The following is a 23060-nucleotide window of genomic DNA, read 5'->3' on the forward strand; positions in this document are numbered from 1 at the left end:
TTAGGGGTTAATAGGCAACTTAGTTGCCTATTAATTTATTGTATTTACATATAAATTTAAAATTCGAAGGAGACTAAATAATGCTTGACGCTACAAAAGAACTATATAAATCTAATTACGGAATAAGCGATAAAATCTTAGAACTATATGAAATGACTTTAAAAGATATAGATGATCAATTTAAGATGTATGATGAGATAAGAGAATATAATCAAACAAAGGTTTTGATGGCACTGCAAAAAGAAAGAATAAGCGATATACATTTTACTAATTCTTCAGGTTATGGTTATGGAGATATAGGAAGAGACGCACTTGAAAAAGTTTATTGCAGAATATTTAATGCAGAAGCTGCCCTTGTAAGACCGCACTTTGTAAATGGTACACATGCCATAGGTACAGCACTTTTCGGTAATTTAAGACCTAATGATACTATGTTATCTATTTGTGGTACCCCTTATGATACTCTTCATGGGATAATTGGAATAAGCAACGAAACAAATATCGGTTCACTTAAAGAGTACGGAATAAATTATAAACAAATAGATTTATTTGAAGGTAAGGTTAACTTTAAAGCTATAAAGTCAGAGCTTGAAACTGATAAAAGCATAAAGCTTATACATATACAACGTTCTACAGGTTATGGCTGGAGAAAATCATTTTTAATTTCTGAAATAGAAGAAATGATTACTTTTATAAAGGACATAAGAAAAGATGTAATTGTATTTGTTGATAATTGCTATGGTGAATTTATAGATACAAAAGAACCTACAGATGTTGGTGCTGACTTAATGGCCGGTTCATTAATAAAAAATATAGGTGGAGGTATTTCTCCTACAGGAGGCTATATAGTTGGAAAAGAGGAGTATGTTAAACAAGCATCCTTTAGACTAACTGTGCCAGGGATAGGAGGGGAGTGTGGGTCAACTTTTGGAGTGATGAGACAATTGTTTCAAGGCCTTTTTCTGGCTCCACATATATCTATGGAAGCAGTAAAAACAGCTGTATTTGCCTCAAGACTTATGGAACTTTCAGGATTTGAGGTTATGCCAAAATTTGATGATAAAAGAAGTGATATAATACAAGCTATAAAGTTTAATGATAAGGATATTTTAATTAACTTTTGCAAGGGCATACAACAAGGATCACCTATAGATTCCTTTGTGGAATGTGAGCCATGGGAAATGCCAGGATATGAAGATCAAGTAATCATGGCTGCTGGAGCGTTTATTCAAGGATCCTCCATAGAACTTTCAGCAGATGCACCTATAAGAGATCCATATATAGCTTATCTTCAAGGTGGATTAACCTTTGATCATGGTAAGCTTGGAGTTTTAATAGCACTGTCTAAAATAATGAAATAATAAAACAATAAAAGCACTATAACTTTAGTGCTTTTATTGTTTTCTAATATCTTCTATATATTCCTACTAGTTTTCCTAAAACAACACAGTCTTTTACTATTATTGGGCTCATACTCTTATTCTCTGGCTGAAGTCTTATAAAACCATCTTCTTTAAAAAATCTTTTTATTGTAGCTTCGTTTTCTATTAGCGCTACAATAATTTCACCATTGGTTGCAGTTTCACCTTTTTCAATAATGGCCAAATCGCCACTATGTATTCCTGCATCAATCATGCTATCCCCACTTACCTTTAATATAAATAAGTCCTTATCATGTTTTACAAAGTTCATAGGCATAGAAAATGTATCTTCAATATTTTCTACAGCTAAGATAGGTAATCCAGCAGTAACTTTTCCTATGATTGGGATATCAACCATTTCCTTTTTAGACATGGATAGTTCTAATATTTCTAGAGCTCTTGGTTTTGTAGGATCTCTTTTTATAAAACCTTTTTTCTCTAATCTTTTTAAGTGTCCATGAACAGTAGAAGTCGATTTTAATGACACTGCCTCACATATTTCTCTTACTGAAGGAGGATAACCTTTTAATTCAGTATAGCTCTTTAAAAATGCGTATATTTCTTCTTGTTTTGAATTTGCTTGTTCCGTCATTAATAAACACCCCACAATCTTAATTAATAAAATTATTATACCATATAATCTCACTTAATTCAAACCTACGTTCTTTTAATTTGATAATATTTACAAAAAGTTTTCTTATGCTATTTTTCATTATTTTTTTAAAATTGATTTTTAAAATCTTTGTGTTATAATATAATACTAAAGTTTAATATATTGTAAATTTAAGATAGAGGTGATTACTACGGATAAAAATAAAAACAAACTATCTAATTATGATTCTAGCACAGAGGATGATATGTGTGACTTAGATCCAAATAAGATTTGTGACAATTGCTTTAAGTGTTTAGAGGAAAACATCTCAGATGTACGTTCTATAAATATGGAAGATCTAGAGAACTATGTTTTAGAAGGGGAAGAGTTTCCAAAGAACTTAGCGGACTTAGAATATGCGCCCAATGAGAATAAGCCTAATTATGAATCTGATGATAAAAACTTTAATTTAGAAAATATAAATGATCCATATATAGAAGAAGTGGACAATAAAAAAGTTTATTTTATAGAAGATTTAGAAAACGTAAAAAGTATATTAGATAACGAGTCAAATTTTAATTCATTAGCAACTGAAGCCTATCCAGGATTAATAATATTAAAAGGAAAAGAGTAGGGGATACGTAAGTAAAAAATAAATTATATACTAGTTAAAAATTAAATTTTACAGAGGTAAATTGAAATTCAATTGCCTCTGTAATTTTATTTTAGATTTTAAAATAATATTATAGGTATAAATGGTCATAAGAGTTCTATATTTTTCTTTAAAATCATATAGTTTCGTCTTGATTTAAAGGATTAGATTTTACTGCTTCCCTCAATCTTTCGTCATCTACGTGAGTATATATTTGGGTAGTAGATATATTTTCATGGCCTAATATATCTTGAAGACTTCTTATATCTACATTACCATGCTTGTACATTAAAGTTGCTGCAGTATGTCTTAATTTGTGAGGAGTATACTTATCACTATCTAACCCCGCTGCTTTTATATGTTTTTTTACTATTCTTTCAACGCTTCTTTTATTTATCCTATTATTTTTCGAACTTATAAATAAAGCATCCTTATCACTTTCTGCAACCTTTGATGCATCTCTTACTTTTAAATAATCATCTATAGCACTTAATGTGGTTTGATTTAAATAAACCGTTCTTTCTTTATTTCCTTTACCTATAACAGTTAAAGTATCATCTTTAATTCTAGAAATATTTATACCGCATAGCTCTGAAAGCCTTAATCCGCAATTTAGAAATATGGTTACTATGCAATAATCTCTCTCATAATTCTTTTCACTTTTATCCATTGAATGTAGAAGGGTGCGGCTCTCACCAAGGGTTAAGTATACAGGGTTCCTTTGATTTATCTTTGGAGATTCTAATTCTGTAGCGGGATTTTCATTAATGATCTTAGCCTTATTGTTAAGGTAATTAAAAAAAGACTTTAAGGTGGCTACTTTTCTAGCTCTAGCGTAATTTCCATTATTTCTATGTTTTTCAGTAAATGATATAAATGCATATAAATCAGTTAAAGATATTTGTTGAAGTAACGCTTTATCTACATCATTAATAGGTATATCCTCAAATTCTAAATCATCACTTGAAAGGCCTTTGTATGCTTTTATAAATCTTAAGAACATAGTTAAGTCAACTTTGTATGCTTCTATAGTATTTATTGATTTACCTTTAATAGTTTCTAAATAGCTTAAAAACGCTATAACAGAAGGGGGAAGATCTTGATTATAAATACTCTTTATGTCATATTTCATGATTATCACCTAAATTTCATATATTATTCCTATATATATAGTTTACCTTACTTTTATAAAAAAGTAAATAACGTCGCTAAATATACATTTAGCGACGTTATTTGTAGGATTTTAATTATTTAACATAAAAATCATGTTTTTATGTTAAAATCTAATAAAACTAAAGGTATCAAGTATGTTTCCACCACACTTGATACCTTTAGTTAAGAAATCAGAATATACCAAGGCAAAAATCGTGAAATTGGTTTTATACATTAATTTCAGTTATGCCACCAATTAAATCAGAATTATTTTCAAGTATAGGTTTTACCTTAGATTGAATAAAATCAGTAACTTGACCTGGAGCTCTTCCTATGAAATTTTTAGGATTTATAATTTTTGTAATTTCATCTTCAGTAAAAGGGAAGCTTTTGTCATTTATTATTCGATCTATTAAATCATTATTAAGTCCTTCTTTTTTAACTCTACTTGCCGCATCCATAGAATGTATTCTTATTCGTTCATGAAGTTCTTGCCTATCTCCACCTTTTTTTACAGCTTCCATTAATATGTTTTCTGTAGCCATAAAAGGTAATTCGTTAATTACATGAGATTCGATTATTTTATCATAGACCACTAAGTTTGAAGATATATTTGAATAAAGATTTAAAGCTCCATCCAAAGCTAGGAAAGCCTCAGCTATAGCTATTCTCTTATTAGCAGAGTCATCTAAAGTTCTTTCAAACCATTGAGTCGCAGCAGTTATTGCAGGGTTTAAAGAATTCACTATAACTAGCCTTGATAGGGCACCTATGCGCTCAGATCTCATAGGATTCCTTTTGTATGCCATAGCCGATGAACCTACTTGAGTCTTTTCAAAAGGTTCTTCCATTTCCTTCATGCCTTGGAGTAATCTCAAATCATTACTAAACTTATAAGCACTTTGAGCAATTTCGGAAAGTGTATTAAGTACTATAGAATCTATTTTTCTAGGATATGTTTGGCCAGTAACATCATAGCTTTCTTTAAAATCAAATTCTCTCGCAACTAAGGTGTCTAATTTTTTTACCAACTCTTCATCATTATTAAATAAATTCATAAAGCTTGCCTGAGTTCCAGTAGTTCCTTTTACCCCTCTAAACTTTAGTGAATCTATTACATATTGTAAGCTTTCTAAATCTATCATAAGATCTTGAATCCACAAAGTCGCCCTTTTTCCTACTGTTGTAAGTTGAGCTGGTTGAAAATGTGTAAATCCAAGAGTAGGAAGCTCTTTATATTCTATTGCAAATTTAGACAAAGAATTTATTATATTTAAAATCTTCTTTTTAATAAGATTAAGTGCCTCCTTCATTATTATAAGATCCGTATTATCTCCAACAAAACAGCTGGTAGCCCCTAAATGTATTATTGCTTTTGACTCTGGACATTGCAGTCCATAAGCATAAATATGGCTCATAACGTCATGTCTTATTTCTTTTTCCTTAATTATAGCATCTTCATAATTTATATTATGTATATTTTCTTCTAATTTTGAAACTTGATCTTCAGTTATATCAAGTCCGAGTGCCCTCTCGCTTCTTGCTAATGCCACCCATAACTTTCTCCAAGTAGTAAACTTATACTCTTCAGAAAATAAATAGCTCATTTCCTTAGAAGAATACCTGCTATTAAGTGGTGTAGAATATTGGTTTCTCATAATTACCTCCATACGAACGTATTTGTTTTTAATTATATCATTATTCGTATTATATCATATTTATTTAAATAGTTCTATTTTAGTTTTTAATTAATAAACTAATATTAGATATTATAAGGAGGATGCTATGTATAAATTAAATATTTTTGATAAGATATCATTCATATTAGTTATAATAGGATCAATAAACATGGGTTTAATCGGAGTTACTAATACTAATATATTCTATTTGCTTTTTAGTTCTTTTGACTTTATAGAAAGGCTTTTATATATTATCATAGGAATTTCAGGCTTAAATCTTTTAGTTTTTATTTTTAGAACTAGATTAATAAGTTTTAAAGAAAAATAAAAAGATACTCCTTTATGGAGTATCTTTTTATTTTTTTCTTCTTATTCTTCTAATGATTTAATTAGCTTAACTATTTCTTCTACTGCATGAGTTTCGTCGTCTCCTGACGCCATAACTGTAATTGTAGAATCCTTTGTTACGCCAAGAGATAAAACTCCTATTAAACTTTTAACATTAGCTTTTTTCCCATTAAACTCTATGCTCACGTCTGATTTAAATGAAGACGCCTTTTTAACAAGCAATGTAGCAGGTCTCGCATGAAGTCCAGTGCTATTTTTAACGATTACCTCTTTTGAAATCATTATATTCACCTCTTTAATTCAAATTTTAATTAGCTACTATATTATATCATGTTTATTTCATAGTTCAAGGTTTTAAAGTAATATCCATAATTACATCCCCTACTTTATAGGCTTTATAATTAAATGATATGTTGGAAATAAGTTCTGAATTCGTTATTACCATAGGTGTTGTAGTTGATGCATACTTTTCTATATATTCTCTATCAAAAAATAAAATTTTATCTCCTACATCGACATGGTCTCCTTTATTTACATAATAGGCAAATCCTTTACCGTTTAACTTAACAGAATCTATCCCTACATGTATTAATACTTGCAGTCCCGAATCTGTTTTTATAGATAAAGCATGCCGTCCTTCATAAATCAAAGTTATTTCTCCTGATACAGGAGCGTATAAAAAATTTCCTTTTGGTTCTATGGCGATGCCTTCACCCATTATCTTTTTATTAAATAAATAGTCGTTCACCTCAGATATTGGTTTTACTGCACCCTCAACTGGTAGATATAATTTCAAATTCTTTTCCATAATAACACTCCTTATCTAAAGTTCATACTATCAATATAACACTAAATCATCTTTTTAAAACAAACTGTTTAAATTATCTTAGCTATAAATGTTTCTATTCTATCTAAACCCTTATTTATATTATCTAAAGAGGTAGCGTAAGATAGTCTTATGTAATTACTAACTCCAAAAGCGTCCCCTGGTATAACTGCTACTCTTTCTTGTTCTAGAAGTAATCTTGAAAAATCTAATGAATCCTTTATAACCTCATTATTAATCTTTTTATTTAGTAAATCTTCTATATTTATCATTACATAAAATGCGCCATCTGGATTTATTGCAGATATACCTTTTATCTTTTCAATTCTATTAACCATATAATCTTTTCTATTGCTAAATTCCTTTACCATAAAATCCATAGTATCTTGATTCCCAGAAATAGCTTCAACGGCCGCATATTGAGCTATGGAGTTAGGGTTAGAGGTTGTATGGCTTTGTATGTTAGACATAAGCTTGATTATCTCTTTTGGGCCAGCAGCATATCCAATTCTCCATCCAGTCATTGCATAGGATTTAGACACACCATTTATAACTATAGTTCTATTGTAAGCATCTTCAGATACACTAGCTATGCTTATATGCTTTTTGTCTCCATATATTAATTTTTCATATATCTCATCAGAGATTATTATTATATCATTTTCTTTACAAAAGTTAGCTATAAAAACCAATTCTTCTTTACTGTACAAAGTTCCTGTAGGATTATTAGGACTATTAATTATAATTGCCTTTGTTTTGCTTGTTACTGCACCTTTCAATGATTCTAAAGTGTACTTGAAATTGTTTCCTTTTCCACTATTTACGTATACCGGTACCCCGTCTGCAAGCCTTATTAGTTCAGGGTAGCTCACCCAGTATGGTGTAGACACAATAACTTCATCACAAGGGTTTAATATAGCTTGAAATACATTAGCTAAACATTGCTTTGCACCTGTGGATATGATTATTTGTGATGAATCATAAGAAAGATTATTATCTTTTTTAAACTTTCCAACAATAACATTCTTAAGTTCAATAATTCCTGATGCTGGTGTATATCTTGTTAATCCTTTTTTCATAGCTTCTATAGCGGCATTTTGAATATTTTCTGGAGTATCAAAATCAGGTTCTCCTGCTCCAAAGCCAATGACATCTATACCTTCTGATTTCATTTTTTTAGCTTTAGCCGTAATGGCTAAAGTTAAAGATGGTTCTATTTGTTTTGCTTTTAAAGAAAGTTTCATTTATGTTTCCCCCGTTTTAAATATATTTTGTGTTTATAATTTTATATCTATAAAAAATCTAATACAATTTGAAACCCTTTACTAAACTCATTATAGCAAAAAACAAAATGATTTCGTAGTTGCAAGTCCTTTTATAATTACCTACATTGGATAATTAATTTGATTGCAGTTCTCTCTTCTCCATCAATTTCAATATCTGTAAATGCAGGCACACAAATAAGGTCTTTACCACTAGGAGCCACAAACCCTCTCGCTATTGCTATAGCTTTGATTGATTGATTAACAGCTCCAGCTCCTATAGCTTGAATTTCTACGGTATCTTTTTCTTTTAATATGGCCGCTAAGGCCCCTGCTACAGAGTTAGGATTAGATTTAGTAGATACTTTTAATATTTCCATTAATTTTACCCCCTAAATATAAAATCATCTATTGCATTTAAACAATAATAGTTAATACATCTCTATAACTACTATAATTCTACACATATGTAAAAAGTCCTTTCTATATAGCAATATATTTAAAAATAAAATACACCTTGCTAAAGCAAAGTGTATTTTATTTTTGTGTAACTATTTAGCATAATCGATAGCTCTAGTTTCTCTTATTACATTAATTTTTATTTGACCTGGATATTCTAATTCGCTTTCTATGGTTTTGACTATATCCCTTGCCATTTCAATAGCTCCAGCGTCATCAACTTGATCAGGCTTTACAATTATACGTATTTCTCTTCCCGCCTGTATAGCATAAGATTTTTCTACTCCCTCATGACTATTTGAAATCTCTTCAAGCTTTTCAAGACGTTTAATATAAGTTTCTAATGTCTCTCTTCTAGCTCCTGGTCTAGCAGCAGATATAGCATCTGAAGCTTGAACCAATACTGCTTCAAGAGATTGCATTTCTACATCACCATGATGAGCTGCAATAGCATTAACTATTATAGCAGATTCATGATACTTTTTAGCCATGTCTGCTCCTATTAGAGCGTGTGGCCCTTCTATTTCATGATCCAAAGCTTTCCCAATATCATGTAATAATCCTGCTCTTTTAGCAATAGTAGGATCAAGTCCTAGTTCTGATGCCATAAGCGCAGCTAAATAGGAAACCTCTATAGAGTGTTTAAGTACATTCTGACCATAACTAGTTCTGTATTTTAGTCTTCCTAAAAGTTTAATCAATTCAGGATGTAATCCGTGAACAGCTGTCTCAAAAGTAGCTTGCTCACCTTCTTCTTTTATGTCATTTTCTACATCTTTTTTAGCTCGTTCAACCATCTCTTCGATTCTAGCTGGATGAATTCTTCCATCAACAATTAGTTTTTCTAATGCTATCCTTGCAACTTCCCTTCTTATAGGGTCAAAGCAAGATAATATAACTGCTTCTGGTGTATCATCGATAATTAAATCTACACCTGTCAATGTCTCAAGAGTTCTTATGTTCCTACCTTCTCTGCCTATAATTCTACCCTTCATTTCATCGTTAGGTAAAGCTACTACATGTACAGTTGATTCAGATACATGATCTGCAGCACATCTTTGTATAGCACAAGTTATTACCTCTCTTGCTCTTTTATCTGCTTCATCTTTAGCCTTAGATTCAATATCTTTAATCATTAATGCAGTCTCATGTTTAATTTCTCTACGCACTTCTTCAAGTAATATCTGCTTTGCCTCTTCTGCAGATAATCCTGAAATTCTTTCAAGTTCTTGTCTTTGTTGTGAATATAAATCTTTCACTCCGCTTTCAAGTTCTTCCACTTGTTGAGCCTTTTTACTTAAGTTCTCTTCTTTTTTCTCTAATGAATCACTTTTTTTGTCTAAAGTTTCTTCCCTTTGGATTAGTCTTCTTTCAAATCTTTGTACTTCATTTCTTCTTTCACGAGACTCTTTTTCAAAATCACTTCTTAATTTGTGAACCTCTTCTTTAGCTTCTAAAATTGCTTCTTTTTTTAAGTTCTCTGATTCTTTTTTACTGCTAACAAGTATTGCTTCAGCCTCTTTTTCCATATCTAGAAGTTTACTTTTAGATTCTTTTATTTTATTATGGAATAGAATATATATAGCAATGCCAGCTAATGCTAGTATAACAATAGTTATTAGTAAAATTTTAAAAGTTGAATCCATGTCACAACACCTCCTTAATTTCTATGTGAATTTAAGCTTTAGTCAACCTATCTCATAGAAAAGGTGTTTAATTCTTTTTTATAAATACTATTTGATTATATCAAACCAGTATTTGTCTATATTATATTTTAAATTCAAATCTATGTCAAGATGAATTGATGCATAAAAACTGCAAGAACTATTCTTGCAGTTTTTAAAAGTACCTTTATTTTTTCTGTTTTACATTTTTTGATTCATCATCTTTATTTGAATCCACTGTTTTAGATTCTTTGTTTACCGATTTAGCTTTTTCCGCGTCCACCTTACTCAATGGCAAATTAAACTTTTCTCTTATAAGAACTTCTATTTCTTTCATAAGTTCAGGATTTTCTTTTAGGTATTGCTTGGCATTTTCTCTACCTTGACCAAGTCTAACATCCTTATAAGAAAACCAAGATCCACTTTTTTGAACAATATCTTCTTTTGAGCCTATATCTAGAACGCTACCTTCTTTTGAAATTCCACCATTATACATGATATCAAATTCAGCTTGTTTAAAAGGAGGCGCTACTTTGTTTTTTGTAACCTTTACTCTAGTTCTATTTCCAACCACATCATCGCCTTGTTTAATTGAATCAATTCTTCTTATATCAAGTCTTACAGATGAATAGAACTTAAGAGCTCTTCCACCTGGAGTAACTTCTGGACTACCAAACATTACTCCAACCTTTTCTCTTAGTTGATTAATAAATATAGCTACACATTTTGATTTATTAATACTTCCAGAAAGTTTTCTTAATGCTTGAGACATAAGTCTTGCTTGTAAACCTACATGAGAATCTCCCATTTCGCCTTCTATTTCTGCCCTTGGAACTAAGGCAGCTACAGAATCCACTACAATTACATCAATAGCTCCTGATCTAACTAAAGCTTCAGTTATTTCCAGTGCCTGTTCACCAGTATCTGGTTGAGACACAATTAAATTATCTATATCTACTCCTAGTCTTTTAGCATAAGCTGGGTCTAATGCATTTTCAGCATCTATATAAGCTGCCGTTCCTCCATTTTTTTGTGCTTCTGCAACTACATGAAGGGCAACAGTAGTCTTACCAGAAGATTCTGGGCCATATATCTCAACAACCCTTCCCTTAGGTACCCCACCTATTCCTAGTGCAATATCAATATCTAAACACCCTGTAGAAATAGAGTCTACAGTTAGTAAGCTCCCACCACCTAGTTTCATTATAGATCCTTTACCAAATTGTTTTTCAATTTGAGTCATAGCAGTTTCAATTGCTTTTAATTTTTCATTATCCACATTACCCATTAGGGTCACCAACCTTCCCGAACATTAGTTCTATTATATTATAAGATAGAATATTCCAATAGTCAACATCTATTAATTAATAAATTTAAAGAAATGTATACATTTAATTATTACCATATTTTACTTTCTTAATCAATATATCATTTATCTATGCTTATAGCACTCTTATTTTTTATAAAATAATCTAAGCCCGATATTATAGTTATAATTACTGCAAGATATAAAAATATCTCAGGTGCCCAGTTAAAAAATCCTTTAAGTAAATTGCTATTATAAACTTTATCTGTAAGTTCTGGTTGAGCTGCAATATTTACTTTTAATAGCAATAATATTATTGCTATTATTTGAATAACAGTTTTAAGCTTACCCCAATAACTAGCTGCAATTACATTTCCATCTGAAGCTGCAATAGTTCTAAGCCCCGTTACTGCAAATTCTCTTGCGATTATAACTATTGCAGCCCATGCAGGTACTATTTGATATTCAACTAAGGATATTAGAGCTGCGGTAACCAAAAGTTTATCAGCTAAAGGATCCATAAATTTTCCAAACTTAGTTATCTGATTCCTACTTCGTGCTATGTATCCATCTAATTTGTCGGTCAGTGCAGCTATTATAAATATAACTGTTGCTATTATTGTGCCATAAGGTATATCTTGTACAGTTATAAATATAAGAAATATGGGTACTAAAAATATTCTTACTATTGTTAATTTATTTGCAAGATTCATTTAAAACAACTCCCATTAAATCATATTCAAGACAACTTTTTATTTTAACTTTCACTATATGTCCATTTTCTAGCGGAATATCACTTTCTATGATTATAGCTCCATCAACATCTGGAGCCATTTCGGTACTACGGCCGTAATAAATTCCATTGTCGAATCCTTCAATAATAACATCATATACTTTGTTTAGCTTCTTAGAGTTAATATAATTAGACACATCTTTTTGTATTAACATTAACTCCTCCTCCCTTAAAAGTTTAACCTGCTCTTCAATTTGTTCTTCCATAATGGCAGCAGGAGTACCTTCTTCTTGGGAATAGGTAAATACACCTAATTTATCTAACTTATACTCTTTTACAAAAGTTTTTAATTCTTCGAAGTTTTCTTTAGTTTCACCAGGAAATCCCACTATAATTGAAGTTCTTAAAATAATTTCTGGGATATTAGATCTTAACTTTTCTATAACATTAATTACCTGCTCTTTATTAGTTTTTCTACCCATACGTTTCAAAATATCACTACTTATATGTTGAAGTGGTATATCTAAATACTTACAAACCTTTTTATTATTCTTAATTTCCAATATAAGCTCATCAGTAATTTGTTCTGGGTAACAGTAAAGAACTCTTATCCACTCTATTTCTTCAATTAAACTAAGCTTTTGCAATAGTTTTGGTAACATCTTTTCATTATAAATATCCTCACCATAGCGAGTGGTATCTTGGGCTACTAATATAATTTCTTTAACACCACTTTTAGCTAATCTTTCTGCTTCATCAAGAACATTTTCTAGCTTTCTACTTCTAAAACTTCCTCTTATTTTAGGTATTATACAATAAGTACAAAAGTTATCACAGCCTTCTGCTATTCTTATATAAGCAGTATGACCTTGTGTTGTTATTATTCTTTCACCTTCGTTTATATTTTGGTTACTAAAATTAAAGCTTGTTATTTTTTTATTGTCTTCCATAAAGTCCTGTATATATGAGATAAGCTTATCGTAATCATTAACACCCATTAAAATATCTATTTCAGGTATTAATTCTGTTATGTCTTTTCCGTACCTTTGAGTTAAGCACCCTGTTGCAATTAATAACTTGCAATTGTGCTTTTTCTTAAATTCTGCCATCTCTAATATAGTATCAATAGACTCTTGTTTTGACTTTTCAATAAATCCACAGGTATTTACCACTATAATATCTGCTTTTTTAGGATCATTTGTAATTTCATATTGGTCGTTTAATTTGCTTAAAATTATTTCGGAATCAATTCTGTTCTTATCGCAGCCTAGACTAACCAATCCTACCTTATATTTGTTCAAAATTCTTCCTCCTAGTCGTTTAGATATACACACTAATTTTAAATCTTCTTTAACTATTAAACAAGGGCTTTTATATATTTTATAGTATGTCTTCTCTTGATAATAATACTTCTCTTGGTTTACTACCATCTTTAAGCGAAATTACATTTTTGGCCTCTAATTGTTCCATGATTCTAGCTGCTCTATTATATCCTATCCTTAATCTTCTTTGAAGTAAAGATGTAGATGCTTGTCCTGATTCAACTACAATTCTTATAGCTTCTTCTAAAAGTTCATCTTCATCTGTAGATGAACCACTACTTATTTCTTCATTAATATGATCTAATATATTTTCTTCATAACTTTCTTTATTTAATTCTTGATTCTTTATAAAACTTACAACTCTTTCTACCTCTTCTTCTGATATAAAAGCACCTTGAATCCTGATTGGTTTTGATTCGCCTACAGGATAAAATAACATATCACCTTTGCCAAGTAATTTTTCTGCTCCAGCTGAATCTAGTATTGTTCTAGAATCAATTTGACTTGACACAGAAAAAGATATTCTAGAAGGTATATTAGCCTTTATAACTCCCGTTATAACATCTACAGATGGTCTTTGGGTTGCTATAACTAAATGCATACCAGCAGCTCTTGCCATCTGTGATAGCCTTGCAATATAATCTTCTACATCATGGGGACAAACCATCATAAGATCTGCAAGCTCATCTACAATAATAACTATCCAAGGAAGCTTTGTATCAATCTTTTTCTTGTTAAATAATTCATTATAAGTTTCTATATTACGAACTCCGCACTCTGCAAATAGCTTATACCTTCTAGTCATTTCATTAACTGCCCAGTTTAAAGCTGCAGCTGCCTTTTTAGGATCTGTAACTACAGGTATCAAAAGATGTGGTATGCCGTTATATACATTAAGTTCTACCATTTTAGGATCTACCATAAGTATTTTTACTTCTTCTGGTGAATATTTATATAATAAGCTTATTATAAGTGCATTTATACAAACACTTTTACCAGAACCAGTAGCTCCTGCAATTAGTAAATGTGGCATTTTGGTCAAATCAGCTACAACGCAATTTCCACCAATATCTTTTCCTAAAGAAAAGGCTAAGTTTTTGGTGCTCTTTGTAAATTCTTCTGATTCTACAACTTCTTTTAAAAATACAGATGTTACATCCTTATTTGGCACTTCAATACCTACAGCTGACTTACCTGGAATAGGAGCTTCTATTCTTACTCCACTTGCAGCAAGACTTAATGCTATATCATCTGATAAATTAACAATCTTACTTACCTTTACGCCAGGGCTTGGTTGAAGTTCATATCTTGTTACAGATGGACCTTTTGTAACCTGAATTACCTTTGCCTCTACACCAAAACTATTTAAAGTTTCTTCTAATTTAGATGCACTTGTAAGTAAATCTTTTTTATCATCTTTATTAAGCTTTAAATTAGCATTTATGTTAAGAAGATCTATTGATGGAGCTTTATACTTTACATCTTTTTTATTATTTTCTATTTTTGATGATAGTTCTTTATTAATAACATCCTTAACATCATTATCTAAGTTATGTTTAGAACTTGTTTCTTCATATGTATCAATAAGTATGTCTTTGTTTTTATCTTCTACTACAGGTTCGGAATCTAAAGAAGAGTTTTTCATAAAATCTAATATCTTAATTTTATTGTTTATACCTTTAATAAACTCTTCCTTATCCTTCATTGCTTCTGGTGAGGTTTCTTCTTTATATATCTTTGACGTATTGCCTTTATCAATAGATTTCAAGTTTTTAGTTTTAGTTTTAGCTTTATGTTTAAAATTATTTGCAAAATTATAAAAGGAAAAATTAAAAATTATTATTATACTTATAATATAAAGAGATATAAATACTAATATAGACCCTGTTTTACCTATTAACTTGTATAAAGGTACATCTATTGCATAAGCAATAATACCACCATGAAACTTATTGCTAGTATTAATTATTGTTTTAATACCTTCATAAAAGCTTTCTTTGTAATACTCTTCTATGTAAATAATTTGCACAAACAATATGGAATTAATTATAAATAGATAACAACCCAAAAGCCTTCTATTTAGAGAATCTTTCCTTAAGATTATGCTTATTCCATAGAATATAAAAATTAAGGGTACACAATAAGTCCCAATACCTATTAATGCCCAAGATAATTTATTTAAAGCTTGTCCCAGGATCCCTAGAGAAGAAGTTAAAACATTTATAAATAAAAATATTCCTATGGTTATAAATACTATACCTATGATCTCTTTTCTAAATTCTTCATCATATTCTTTATCTTTAGTTTTCTTTTTATTTGCCATACTTTTCACCCCATAGTTATATTCTACGAAACAAATAAATATCCCTCTAATAGTACTTAGATAATAATAAACCATAGGAATAAGCCTATGGTTTATTATTACTCTTTACTATCAATTAAGGATCTTAATTTTCCAATAGAATCTTTTATTCCACCGACTTCCTTTATAAGACCATACTTTACAGCCTCATCTCCAACTAGTATTGTTCCCATGTCATTTAATAATTCGTTGGTTTCCATCATAAGTTTTTTTAGTGTTTCTAATTCCATGTTTGAAGTCCTTAAGATAAAATCATTTACTCTTTCTTGCATCTTATTAAAATAATTAAAAGTTTGCGGTGCACCAATAACTAATCCATTCATTCTTATAGGATGAATTATCATAGTAGCAGAGGGTGATATAAAAGAATAGTCCGCAGCAGTAGCTAAAGGAACACCAATTGAATGTCCGCCACCTATAACTAATGATACTGTTGGTTTACTTAATGTGTTTATCATCTCTGCTATAGCAAGGCCTGCTTCAATATCACCACCTACAGTGTTTAACACTATCAAAACGCCCTTAACCTTATCACTTTGTTCCATTGCTATAAGTTGGGGTATTACATGTTCGTATTTAGTGGTTTTACTTTGAGGTGGTAATACTCCATGACCTTCTATCTGACCTATTATAGGTAACACTTGAATTTCTTCGTTGAAATCTGAAACCTCAACTTTACCTAATTCTTTAATCTTACTCATTTCACTTTGTACACCATTTCGTTCTATATCTTCGTCTTCTTCATACTCTTCTTCATCATTATTTTTAATAATCATATACATACCTCCATATATGAATATCTTGTTCATATATGGAGTGTTTTATACTTGTTATTTTAAAAAGTTTTTATGAAGTAAGTTAATAGCTCTCTCTAGGTCCTTATCATATATTAAACACCATATAGTAGTGTGTGAGTCTGCTGTTTGTAATACTTCAATATTAGAATCCTTAAGTATCCTTAATATTTTAGCCATTACACCTGGTACACCTTTTATTCTATTACCTATAATAGCAATTTTACTACAACCTTCTATAAAGGAATATTTTAAATCTGATTTATCCATTATATCTTTTAGCTTTAATAAGTCTTTAGCATCAATAGTAAATATTTTTTCATTTGGAAAAACATTAATTAAATCAATACTTATATGATTTTCCGCTAATACTTCTAGTACATTGCCATAATCCATATTATCTTTGTTTTCGCTTAGCATCAATTGAACTTGAATTCTATTTGTCATATGCGTTATGCCTGTAACTATTGTACCTTCAGTTTTTTCTCCTAAATTATTTATTAAAGTTCCCTTACACTTACTTAAAGTATTTTTAATTTTTATAGGAATATTACCCTGCATAGCTATTTCTATAGCCCGAGGATGTATTACGTTAGCACCTTGATCTGCAAGTTGAAATACTTCATTATAGCTTATACAGTGTATTAGATTAGGTTCCATGACTATTCTAGGGTCAGCAGTCATAATGCCATCTACATCTGTATAAATTTCTATTTCTTCAGATTTTAGCGAAACTCCAAGTAAAGATGCTGTAATATCGCTTCCTCCCCTACCAAGAGTAGTAAAAAAGCCCTCTTCATTATATCCTTGAAATCCTGTAATAACGGGAACTGTATCATTTTTTAGTAGATTTAATATATTTTTTGTATCAACTTTAATCATAGAGGCATCATTATATATATCATTAGTAATGATCCCTGCCTGACCTCCTGTTAAAGGTGACGCTTTTATTCCCACTTTATGAAATTCATCACACATAACAACGGAACTTATTATCTCCCCACAAGACATAAGTAAATCTGTTGCTAAATGATTTTCACTTTTAAATGTATCTGTAACTAAAAAGCGGAGACTATCTGTTGCATAAGGCTCACCCTTCCTACCCATAGCAGAAACCACTACCACAGGGCTATAACCTTTTTGTTTTGCCTCCATAACCTTTTGAACAACTAACTTTCTTCTATCTATAGTTGATACAGAGGTACCACCAAATTTTTGAACTAGTATTTTCATAAACTCATCCTCTCAAAAGGGTATTTAGATATTAAATAAATATTAACCTATATTTTAGTCTTTTTAATAATCTTTTCTTCAATATCTATTATTATAGTTTTAGCACCTATTTTTTTAACATAATCCCAGGGTATTTCATAAAATTCTTCATTATTAAAGAAATTAAATTTCCCCTTAGAATTATGTATTATTAAAACTTTAAACTCACCATTTGTATCAATAATTATATCATTATTACCTAAATAATTGTACTTTTCTCCGTCATTAATATTTATAATTTCATATCTTTCCATCTCACTATAAAGCTTAATATTATCTCCCATAATAATAACCCTCCAATAATTTTATAAATTGTGCTTTTATAATTTATGAAATTATTTATATCTTTATTACTATAAGAAAAATAGATTATAATACCTCTTTAATATTAAGTCCTGTACCTTTAGCTAATTTATCTATATCTATATTCCCTACAAAAGCAGAATTCAATATACCGCCTTTAAAACAATTATCAAAAACATCTTGTATTGTATTGTTATTTATTGAATCTATTTTTTTTATTATATCCTCTGGAGTATTTACTTTATTCAAAAATAGAACTGATTTACCATTACTAAACATTCTACTACTAGTACTCTCCAGTCCCAGCATATAACTTGCTTTTATTTGAATCTTACTTTTAGATAACTTTTCTTTTGTGATTCCAGTTAAAATAAACTTTTTAAGTTCTTCATTTATAACTTGAATGGCCTCTACACCTTGTTTTGGATTTACTCCTGTGTAAATATTTAGCGCCCCAGTATTATTATATGATGAAGTATAGGAATAGACACTATAACATAATCCTAATTCTTCTCTTACTTTTTGAAATAATAAGGAAGACACCCCACCACCAAAAACATTATTTAAAAGAAGTAATGTATATATATTATCTTCTCCTAAAGGTATTCCCTGAAGTCCTAAATTTATATGTAGTTGCTCTATTGGCTTTTTCTTACACAAATGATGATTTAATATATCAGGAGAGGAATAAGATACCTTTTTCTTATTGTTAAATTTCCAGTTACCAAAATACTTTTCTACTAATTCTTCAATTGAATCAATTTCAAAATTACCACATATAGATATAACTGCATTTAAAGGTGTGTAGTAGTCATCCATATATTCTTTAAGCATATTGCTATTAAAAGAGTTAACGGTGTCTATATTGCCTAGAATAGGGTAGGATAAAGGATCCTTTCCCCAAGTAGAAATACTATGAATATCAGAAAGCACATCTTCTGGTGAATCTTCACTCATATTTATTTCTTCAATAATCACTTTCTTTTCTTTTTCGATATCTTTATCCTCTAACTTACTATTTAAAATCATATCTGATAATATATCAAGACTTAATTCCAAATTAGTGTCTAACGTTTTAGTATAAAAGCAGGTAGCTTCTTTCCCTGTAAAAGCATTCATTTGTCCCCCGATGTCTTCAATTTCTTCTGCAATTTCTTTAGCGGTTCTTTTATATGTTCCTTTGAACATCATATGTTCTATAAAATGAGAGATTCCGTTATTGTTTAAGGCTTCATTTCTTGATCCATTTTCTACCCAAAGACCTACACTTACGGATCTCACATAATCTATCTTTTCTACAACGATTCTAAGACCATTATTAAGTTTAAATAACTTATACATAAAAAAACCTCCGTAAAAAATAAAAAGGCTTTAAGCCCTTCTATTTTTATTTATCATCATTATTTTCATTATTCTTTTTATCTTCAGTATCTTTTATTGCATCTCTTCTAGATAAATTTACCCGTCCTTGGTTATCAACTTCTGTAACCTTTACTAGTATCTCATCTCCTACAGATACAACATCTTCTACTTTATTTACTCTATTTACATCTAGTTTAGATATATGAACCAGACCTTCTTTGTTAGGAAGGATTTCAACAAAGGCTCCAAATGCAGTTATCTTAGTTACTTTTCCAAGATAAATTTCGCTAACTTTGATTTCTTTTGTTAAGTCCTCAATAATCTTCATAGCCTGCTTACCACTAGCCGCATCATTAGATGTTATAAATATTGTTCCGTCTTCCTTTATGTCAATCTTAACACCGGTTTCAGCTATTATCTTATTAATAGTTTTACCACCAGCACCTATTACGTCTCTTATCTTATCTGGATGTATACTCATATTGTATGCCTTAGGTGCATACTCAGAAACTTCATCTCTTGACTCTGATATACAATCACTCATAACACTTAAAATATGTGTCCTTGCTTTTTTAGCAGCATCAATGCTGTTTTTGATACACATTTGTGATATACCTTTTAGCTTAGTATCAATTTGTATAGCTGTAATACCAACTTCTGTTCCGGCAACTTTAAAGTCCATATCCCCAAAGAAATCTTCTATACCTTGGATGTCTGTAAGAATTTCTTCTTGTGATAGGTCTTCGCTTGTAACAAGTCCTATAGCTATTCCAGCTGCTGGTCTTTTTATTGGAACTCCTGCATCAAGTAGTGCAAGTGTGCTAGCACATACGCTTGCTTGTGATGTAGATCCATTAGAGCTTAATACTTCTGATACAACTCTTATTGCATACGGGAATTCTTCTTCTGATGGAATTAGAGGCTCTAATGCCTTTTCTGCCAAAGCACCGTGACCAATTTCTCTTCTTCCAGGTCCCCTTAAAGGTCTAACTTCTCCTACACTGTATGATGGGAAGTTGTAATGATGCATATATCTTTTACTTTCTTCTTCACCAATACCATCAAGTATTTGAACGTCACCTAATGCTCCAAGTGTTGCAACACTCATAACCTGGGTAAGTCCTCTAGTGAAAAGTCCAGTTCCGTGAGTTCTTGGAAGTATATTTACTTCTGCGCTTAAAGGTCTTACTTCGGTAAACGCTCTTCCATCAGGTCTTTTCTTTTCTAAAAGAATCATATTTCTAACTGATTTCTTTTGGATCTTATATATTATATCAGCAATATCTGAGCTGCTTTCAGGATATTTTTCACCAAACTTAACATTGATTTTATCCTTTATTTCAGATATACTTTTATTTCTAATGTCTTTATCTGTTATATGCATAGCTTCATTTATCATATCAGTGCTAAAGCTTCTTATTTCGTTTTCCATATCCTCATTTACTTTATGTAAAACAGGAATAATTTTTTCTTTACCAAACTTTTCTCTAGCTTCTTCTTGGAATTTAACCATTTCTTTGCACTTTTCAAATCCAAATATTATTGCATTATACATAACATCTTCTTCAATTTCTTCTGCTCCAGCTTCGATCATTATAACCTTATCTTTAGTGGCACACACTGTTAAACTTAAAGTGCTAGATTCTCTTTGTTTAGATGTTGGATTTAATATGAATTCTCCGTCAATAAGACCAACAGATACTGCACCTACTGGATCTACGAAGGGAATGCTAGATATGCTTAATGCTGTAGACGCAGCATTAATTGCTAGTATTTCTGGGATATTATCTTTTTCTACAGACATAACTGTACATACTATCTGTACGTCATTTCTATAGCCTTCTGGAAATAATGGCCTTAAAGGTCTATCTATAGCTCTACCATGTAGGATAGCTTTTTCTGAAGGTCTTCCTTCTCTTTTTATAAATCCTCCTGGTATCTTTCCTGCAGCATATAACCTCTCTTCATATTCAACACTTAAAGGGAAAAAATCTATACCCTCTCTAGGTTTTTCTGAGGCATTTACATTTACTAATACAACTGTATCTCCATAACTCATCATTATTGCAGCATTTGATAACATTCCAACTTTTCCATACTGAAGTTTTAATGTTCTTCCTGCAACTGATGTTTCAAGTATATGGTTCATACAAGTACCTCCTTTCGATTAAACATATTTTATTTTACTTTTTAATTTAATATTTTAAAATAATAGAGCGGTTAAACCGCTCTAAGATTACTTTCTTAATCCAAGTTTTGCAATTAAATCACGATATCTTTGGATATCTTGTGATTGCAAGTAATTTAAAAGGCCTCTTCTTTGACCAACCATCATAAGTAATCCTCTTCTTGAGTGATGATCTTTTTTGTGAACCTTTAAATGTTCTGTTAATGAGTTTATTCTTTCAGTTAAAAGCGCTATTTGCACTTCTGGAGAACCAGTATCTCCTTCATGTCTTGCGTGTTCTTTAATTATTTCTTCTTTTCTTGCCTTTTCCATGTTTACACCTCCAAGTATTTATCCCCTATATCCAAGATTTAAGTTGGCGTTCTATAATCGTAGATATAGGTTCCCAACAGTCATTATAACAAAGATTTTAACTGTTGTAAATTATTTTCTATTTATATTATATATTTTTTTGGCTCTAGCATTATCCTCATCTTTTTTCAATTGTATCTTTAATTCTTCTAAAGATGAAAATTTTATTTCTTCTCTTGTTTTTTCTATAAAATATAATTCAATTTCTTCATCATAAATCTCTTTATTAAAATCTAAAATATAAGTTTCTATAGTTAGTTTTTCACCATTTAATGTGGGGTTATTACCAACACTTGTGATACCCTTATATATTTTATTATCATATATAACATTTGTATAATATATTCCTATGGCTGGAATCACATAATTATAATCAAGTTTAAGGTTTGCCGTAGGATATCCTATTTTCTTTCCTACCTTTTTACCATGCTCTATTGTGCCTCTTAACATAAAGGGATCTATTAAAAGCATGTTTGCTTTTTCCACATTACCATCTTTAATAAGTGATCTTATACTAGAACTACTTATTATATTTTCTTCTGTGGTTTGTGGCTCTATGATTACGAGCTCTACTTTATACTCTTTACATAGTTTTTTCAAAAGTTCTACATCTCCAGCATTTTTATGCCCGAATCTGTAGTTAAAGCCAATTACCATACCTCGAACATTATACCTTTTATAAAGATCTCTAAAAAAATCTTCAGGTGATATTTTCATAAAATCTTCATCAAATTTAACTAAACAAGTTATATCAACGCCCATGTTTTCTAGTAATTGAAGTTTTTTCTTGTTATCCATAATAAGTTTAGGCGCTATTGCTTTATTTACCACTGTAAGTGGATGATTTTCAAACGTATAAACCATACTTTTGATATTCATTTCTTTTGCTTTTTTAATAGCTGAATCTATTAGCCTTATATGACCATTATGTAAACCATCAAAGCTTCCGAGAGCTATAACTGTTTCTTCTTTTAAATCATTATTAAAAAAATCAATTATTTTCATAATAAAT

The 23060-nt window shown here is 30.3% G+C and carries 22 protein-coding genes; 3 read left to right on the top strand and 19 right to left on the bottom strand.

Features of this window, described 5'->3' with window-relative positions; genetic code table 11:
- Positions 1–80: 80 nt before the first annotated feature.
- A complete protein-coding gene (locus BD821_RS06565; protein WP_104409802.1) occupies positions 81–1361 on the top strand; it encodes a methionine gamma-lyase family protein in 1281 nt (426 codons plus the stop codon).
- Positions 1362–1404: 43 nt separating this feature from the next.
- Here BD821_RS06565 and lexA read toward each other — a convergent pair whose 3' ends face one another.
- Positions 1405–2013, bottom strand: coding sequence for a transcriptional repressor LexA (gene lexA, locus BD821_RS06570; RefSeq protein WP_029453068.1), 609 nt, complete (start codon positions 2011–2013; stop codon positions 1405–1407).
- Between the two features lie 202 nt (positions 2014–2215).
- Here lexA and BD821_RS06575 point away from each other — a divergent pair, with 202 nt between their 5' ends.
- Positions 2216–2647: a hypothetical protein gene (locus BD821_RS06575; protein WP_146076375.1), complete on the top strand. Its 432-nt coding sequence runs from the start codon at positions 2216–2218 to the stop codon at positions 2645–2647.
- Positions 2648–2801: 154 nt separating this feature from the next.
- Here the strand turns inward: BD821_RS06575 and BD821_RS06580 are convergent, their stop codons facing one another.
- Together BD821_RS06580 and purB are read right to left on the bottom strand one after the other, a co-directional pair.
- Positions 2802–3797, bottom strand: coding sequence for a tyrosine recombinase XerC (locus tag BD821_RS06580; RefSeq protein ID WP_029453066.1), 996 nt, complete (start codon positions 3795–3797; stop codon positions 2802–2804).
- Positions 3798–4044: 247 nt separating this feature from the next.
- Positions 4045–5475, bottom strand: a complete 1431-nt coding sequence (gene purB, locus BD821_RS06585) for an adenylosuccinate lyase (RefSeq protein ID WP_104409803.1) — start codon at positions 5473–5475, stop codon at positions 4045–4047.
- 127 nt (positions 5476–5602) lie between these two features.
- On the opposite strand from purB, the gene BD821_RS06590 reads away from it, so the two are divergent.
- Positions 5603–5824, top strand: coding sequence for a DUF378 domain-containing protein (locus BD821_RS06590; RefSeq protein WP_104409804.1), 222 nt, complete (start codon positions 5603–5605; stop codon positions 5822–5824).
- Positions 5825–5865: 41 nt separating this feature from the next.
- Here BD821_RS06590 and BD821_RS06595 read toward each other — a convergent pair whose 3' ends face one another.
- The 16 genes from BD821_RS06595 to BD821_RS06670 form a co-directional block, all read right to left on the bottom strand.
- A complete protein-coding gene (locus BD821_RS06595) occupies positions 5866–6126 on the bottom strand; it encodes an HPr family phosphocarrier protein (RefSeq protein ID WP_104409805.1) in 261 nt (86 codons plus the stop codon).
- 64 nt (positions 6127–6190) lie between these two features.
- On the bottom strand, positions 6191–6652 hold the full coding sequence (locus BD821_RS06600) for a PTS sugar transporter subunit IIA (protein WP_104409806.1): 462 nt from the start codon (positions 6650–6652) through the stop codon (positions 6191–6193).
- Positions 6653–6720: 68 nt separating this feature from the next.
- Positions 6721–7914 carry a pyridoxal phosphate-dependent aminotransferase gene (locus BD821_RS06605; RefSeq protein ID WP_104409807.1) on the bottom strand — a complete coding sequence of 398 codons (1194 nt, stop codon included), beginning with the start codon at positions 7912–7914 and terminating at the stop codon, positions 6721–6723.
- Positions 7915–8051: 137 nt separating this feature from the next.
- On the bottom strand, positions 8052–8312 hold the full coding sequence (locus BD821_RS06610) for a stage V sporulation protein S (protein WP_029453060.1): 261 nt from the start codon (positions 8310–8312) through the stop codon (positions 8052–8054).
- A 171-nt stretch (positions 8313–8483) separates the two neighbouring features.
- Entirely contained in the window at positions 8484–10037 is a 1554-nt protein-coding gene (gene rny, locus BD821_RS06615; RefSeq protein WP_104409808.1) for a ribonuclease Y, read from the bottom strand.
- Positions 10038–10242: 205 nt separating this feature from the next.
- Positions 10243–11343 (bottom strand): recombinase RecA, encoded by a 1101-nt coding sequence (recA, locus tag BD821_RS06620; RefSeq protein ID WP_104409809.1) that lies wholly within the window; start codon positions 11341–11343, stop codon positions 10243–10245.
- 140 nt (positions 11344–11483) lie between these two features.
- Positions 11484–12074, bottom strand: a complete 591-nt coding sequence (gene pgsA, locus BD821_RS06625) for a CDP-diacylglycerol--glycerol-3-phosphate 3-phosphatidyltransferase (RefSeq protein ID WP_104409810.1) — start codon at positions 12072–12074, stop codon at positions 11484–11486.
- On the bottom strand, positions 12058–13395 hold the full coding sequence (gene rimO, locus BD821_RS06630; protein WP_104409835.1) for a 30S ribosomal protein S12 methylthiotransferase RimO: 1338 nt from the start codon (positions 13393–13395) through the stop codon (positions 12058–12060). The genes pgsA and rimO overlap by 17 nt, the downstream gene beginning before the upstream one ends.
- Positions 13396–13474: 79 nt before the next feature.
- On the bottom strand, positions 13475–15739 hold the full coding sequence (locus BD821_RS06635; protein WP_104409811.1) for an FtsK/SpoIIIE family DNA translocase: 2265 nt from the start codon (positions 15737–15739) through the stop codon (positions 13475–13477).
- Between the two features lie 98 nt (positions 15740–15837).
- Positions 15838–16479, bottom strand: a complete 642-nt coding sequence (locus BD821_RS06640) for a ClpP family protease (protein WP_051652560.1) — start codon at positions 16477–16479, stop codon at positions 15838–15840.
- Positions 16480–16608: 129 nt separating this feature from the next.
- Positions 16609–17805, bottom strand: a complete 1197-nt coding sequence (gene dapG, locus BD821_RS06645; protein WP_104409812.1) for an aspartate kinase — start codon at positions 17803–17805, stop codon at positions 16609–16611.
- A gap of 47 nt (positions 17806–17852) precedes the next feature.
- A complete protein-coding gene (locus BD821_RS06650; RefSeq protein ID WP_029453052.1) occupies positions 17853–18128 on the bottom strand; it encodes a YlmC/YmxH family sporulation protein in 276 nt (91 codons plus the stop codon).
- A gap of 85 nt (positions 18129–18213) precedes the next feature.
- Complete coding sequence (locus tag BD821_RS06655) at positions 18214–19488, bottom strand: M16 family metallopeptidase (protein ID WP_104409813.1); 1275 nt, start codon at positions 19486–19488, stop codon at positions 18214–18216.
- A gap of 46 nt (positions 19489–19534) precedes the next feature.
- The gene (locus BD821_RS06660; RefSeq protein WP_104409814.1) at positions 19535–21658 is read right to left on the bottom strand and encodes a polyribonucleotide nucleotidyltransferase; all 2124 of its coding nucleotides are present in this window, start codon (positions 21656–21658) and stop codon (positions 19535–19537) included.
- Between the two features lie 87 nt (positions 21659–21745).
- Positions 21746–22009, bottom strand: a complete 264-nt coding sequence (gene rpsO / locus BD821_RS06665) for a 30S ribosomal protein S15 (RefSeq protein ID WP_029453049.1) — start codon at positions 22007–22009, stop codon at positions 21746–21748.
- A gap of 111 nt (positions 22010–22120) precedes the next feature.
- A complete protein-coding gene (locus BD821_RS06670) occupies positions 22121–23053 on the bottom strand; it encodes a bifunctional riboflavin kinase/FAD synthetase (RefSeq protein ID WP_104409815.1) in 933 nt (310 codons plus the stop codon).
- Positions 23054–23060 lie beyond the last annotated feature (7 nt).

Origin of the sequence: Clostridium algidicarnis DSM 15099 (assembly GCF_002934235.1) — a bacterium.
GTDB classification, from domain to species: domain Bacteria; phylum Bacillota; class Clostridia; order Clostridiales; family Clostridiaceae; genus Clostridium_L; species Clostridium_L algidicarnis.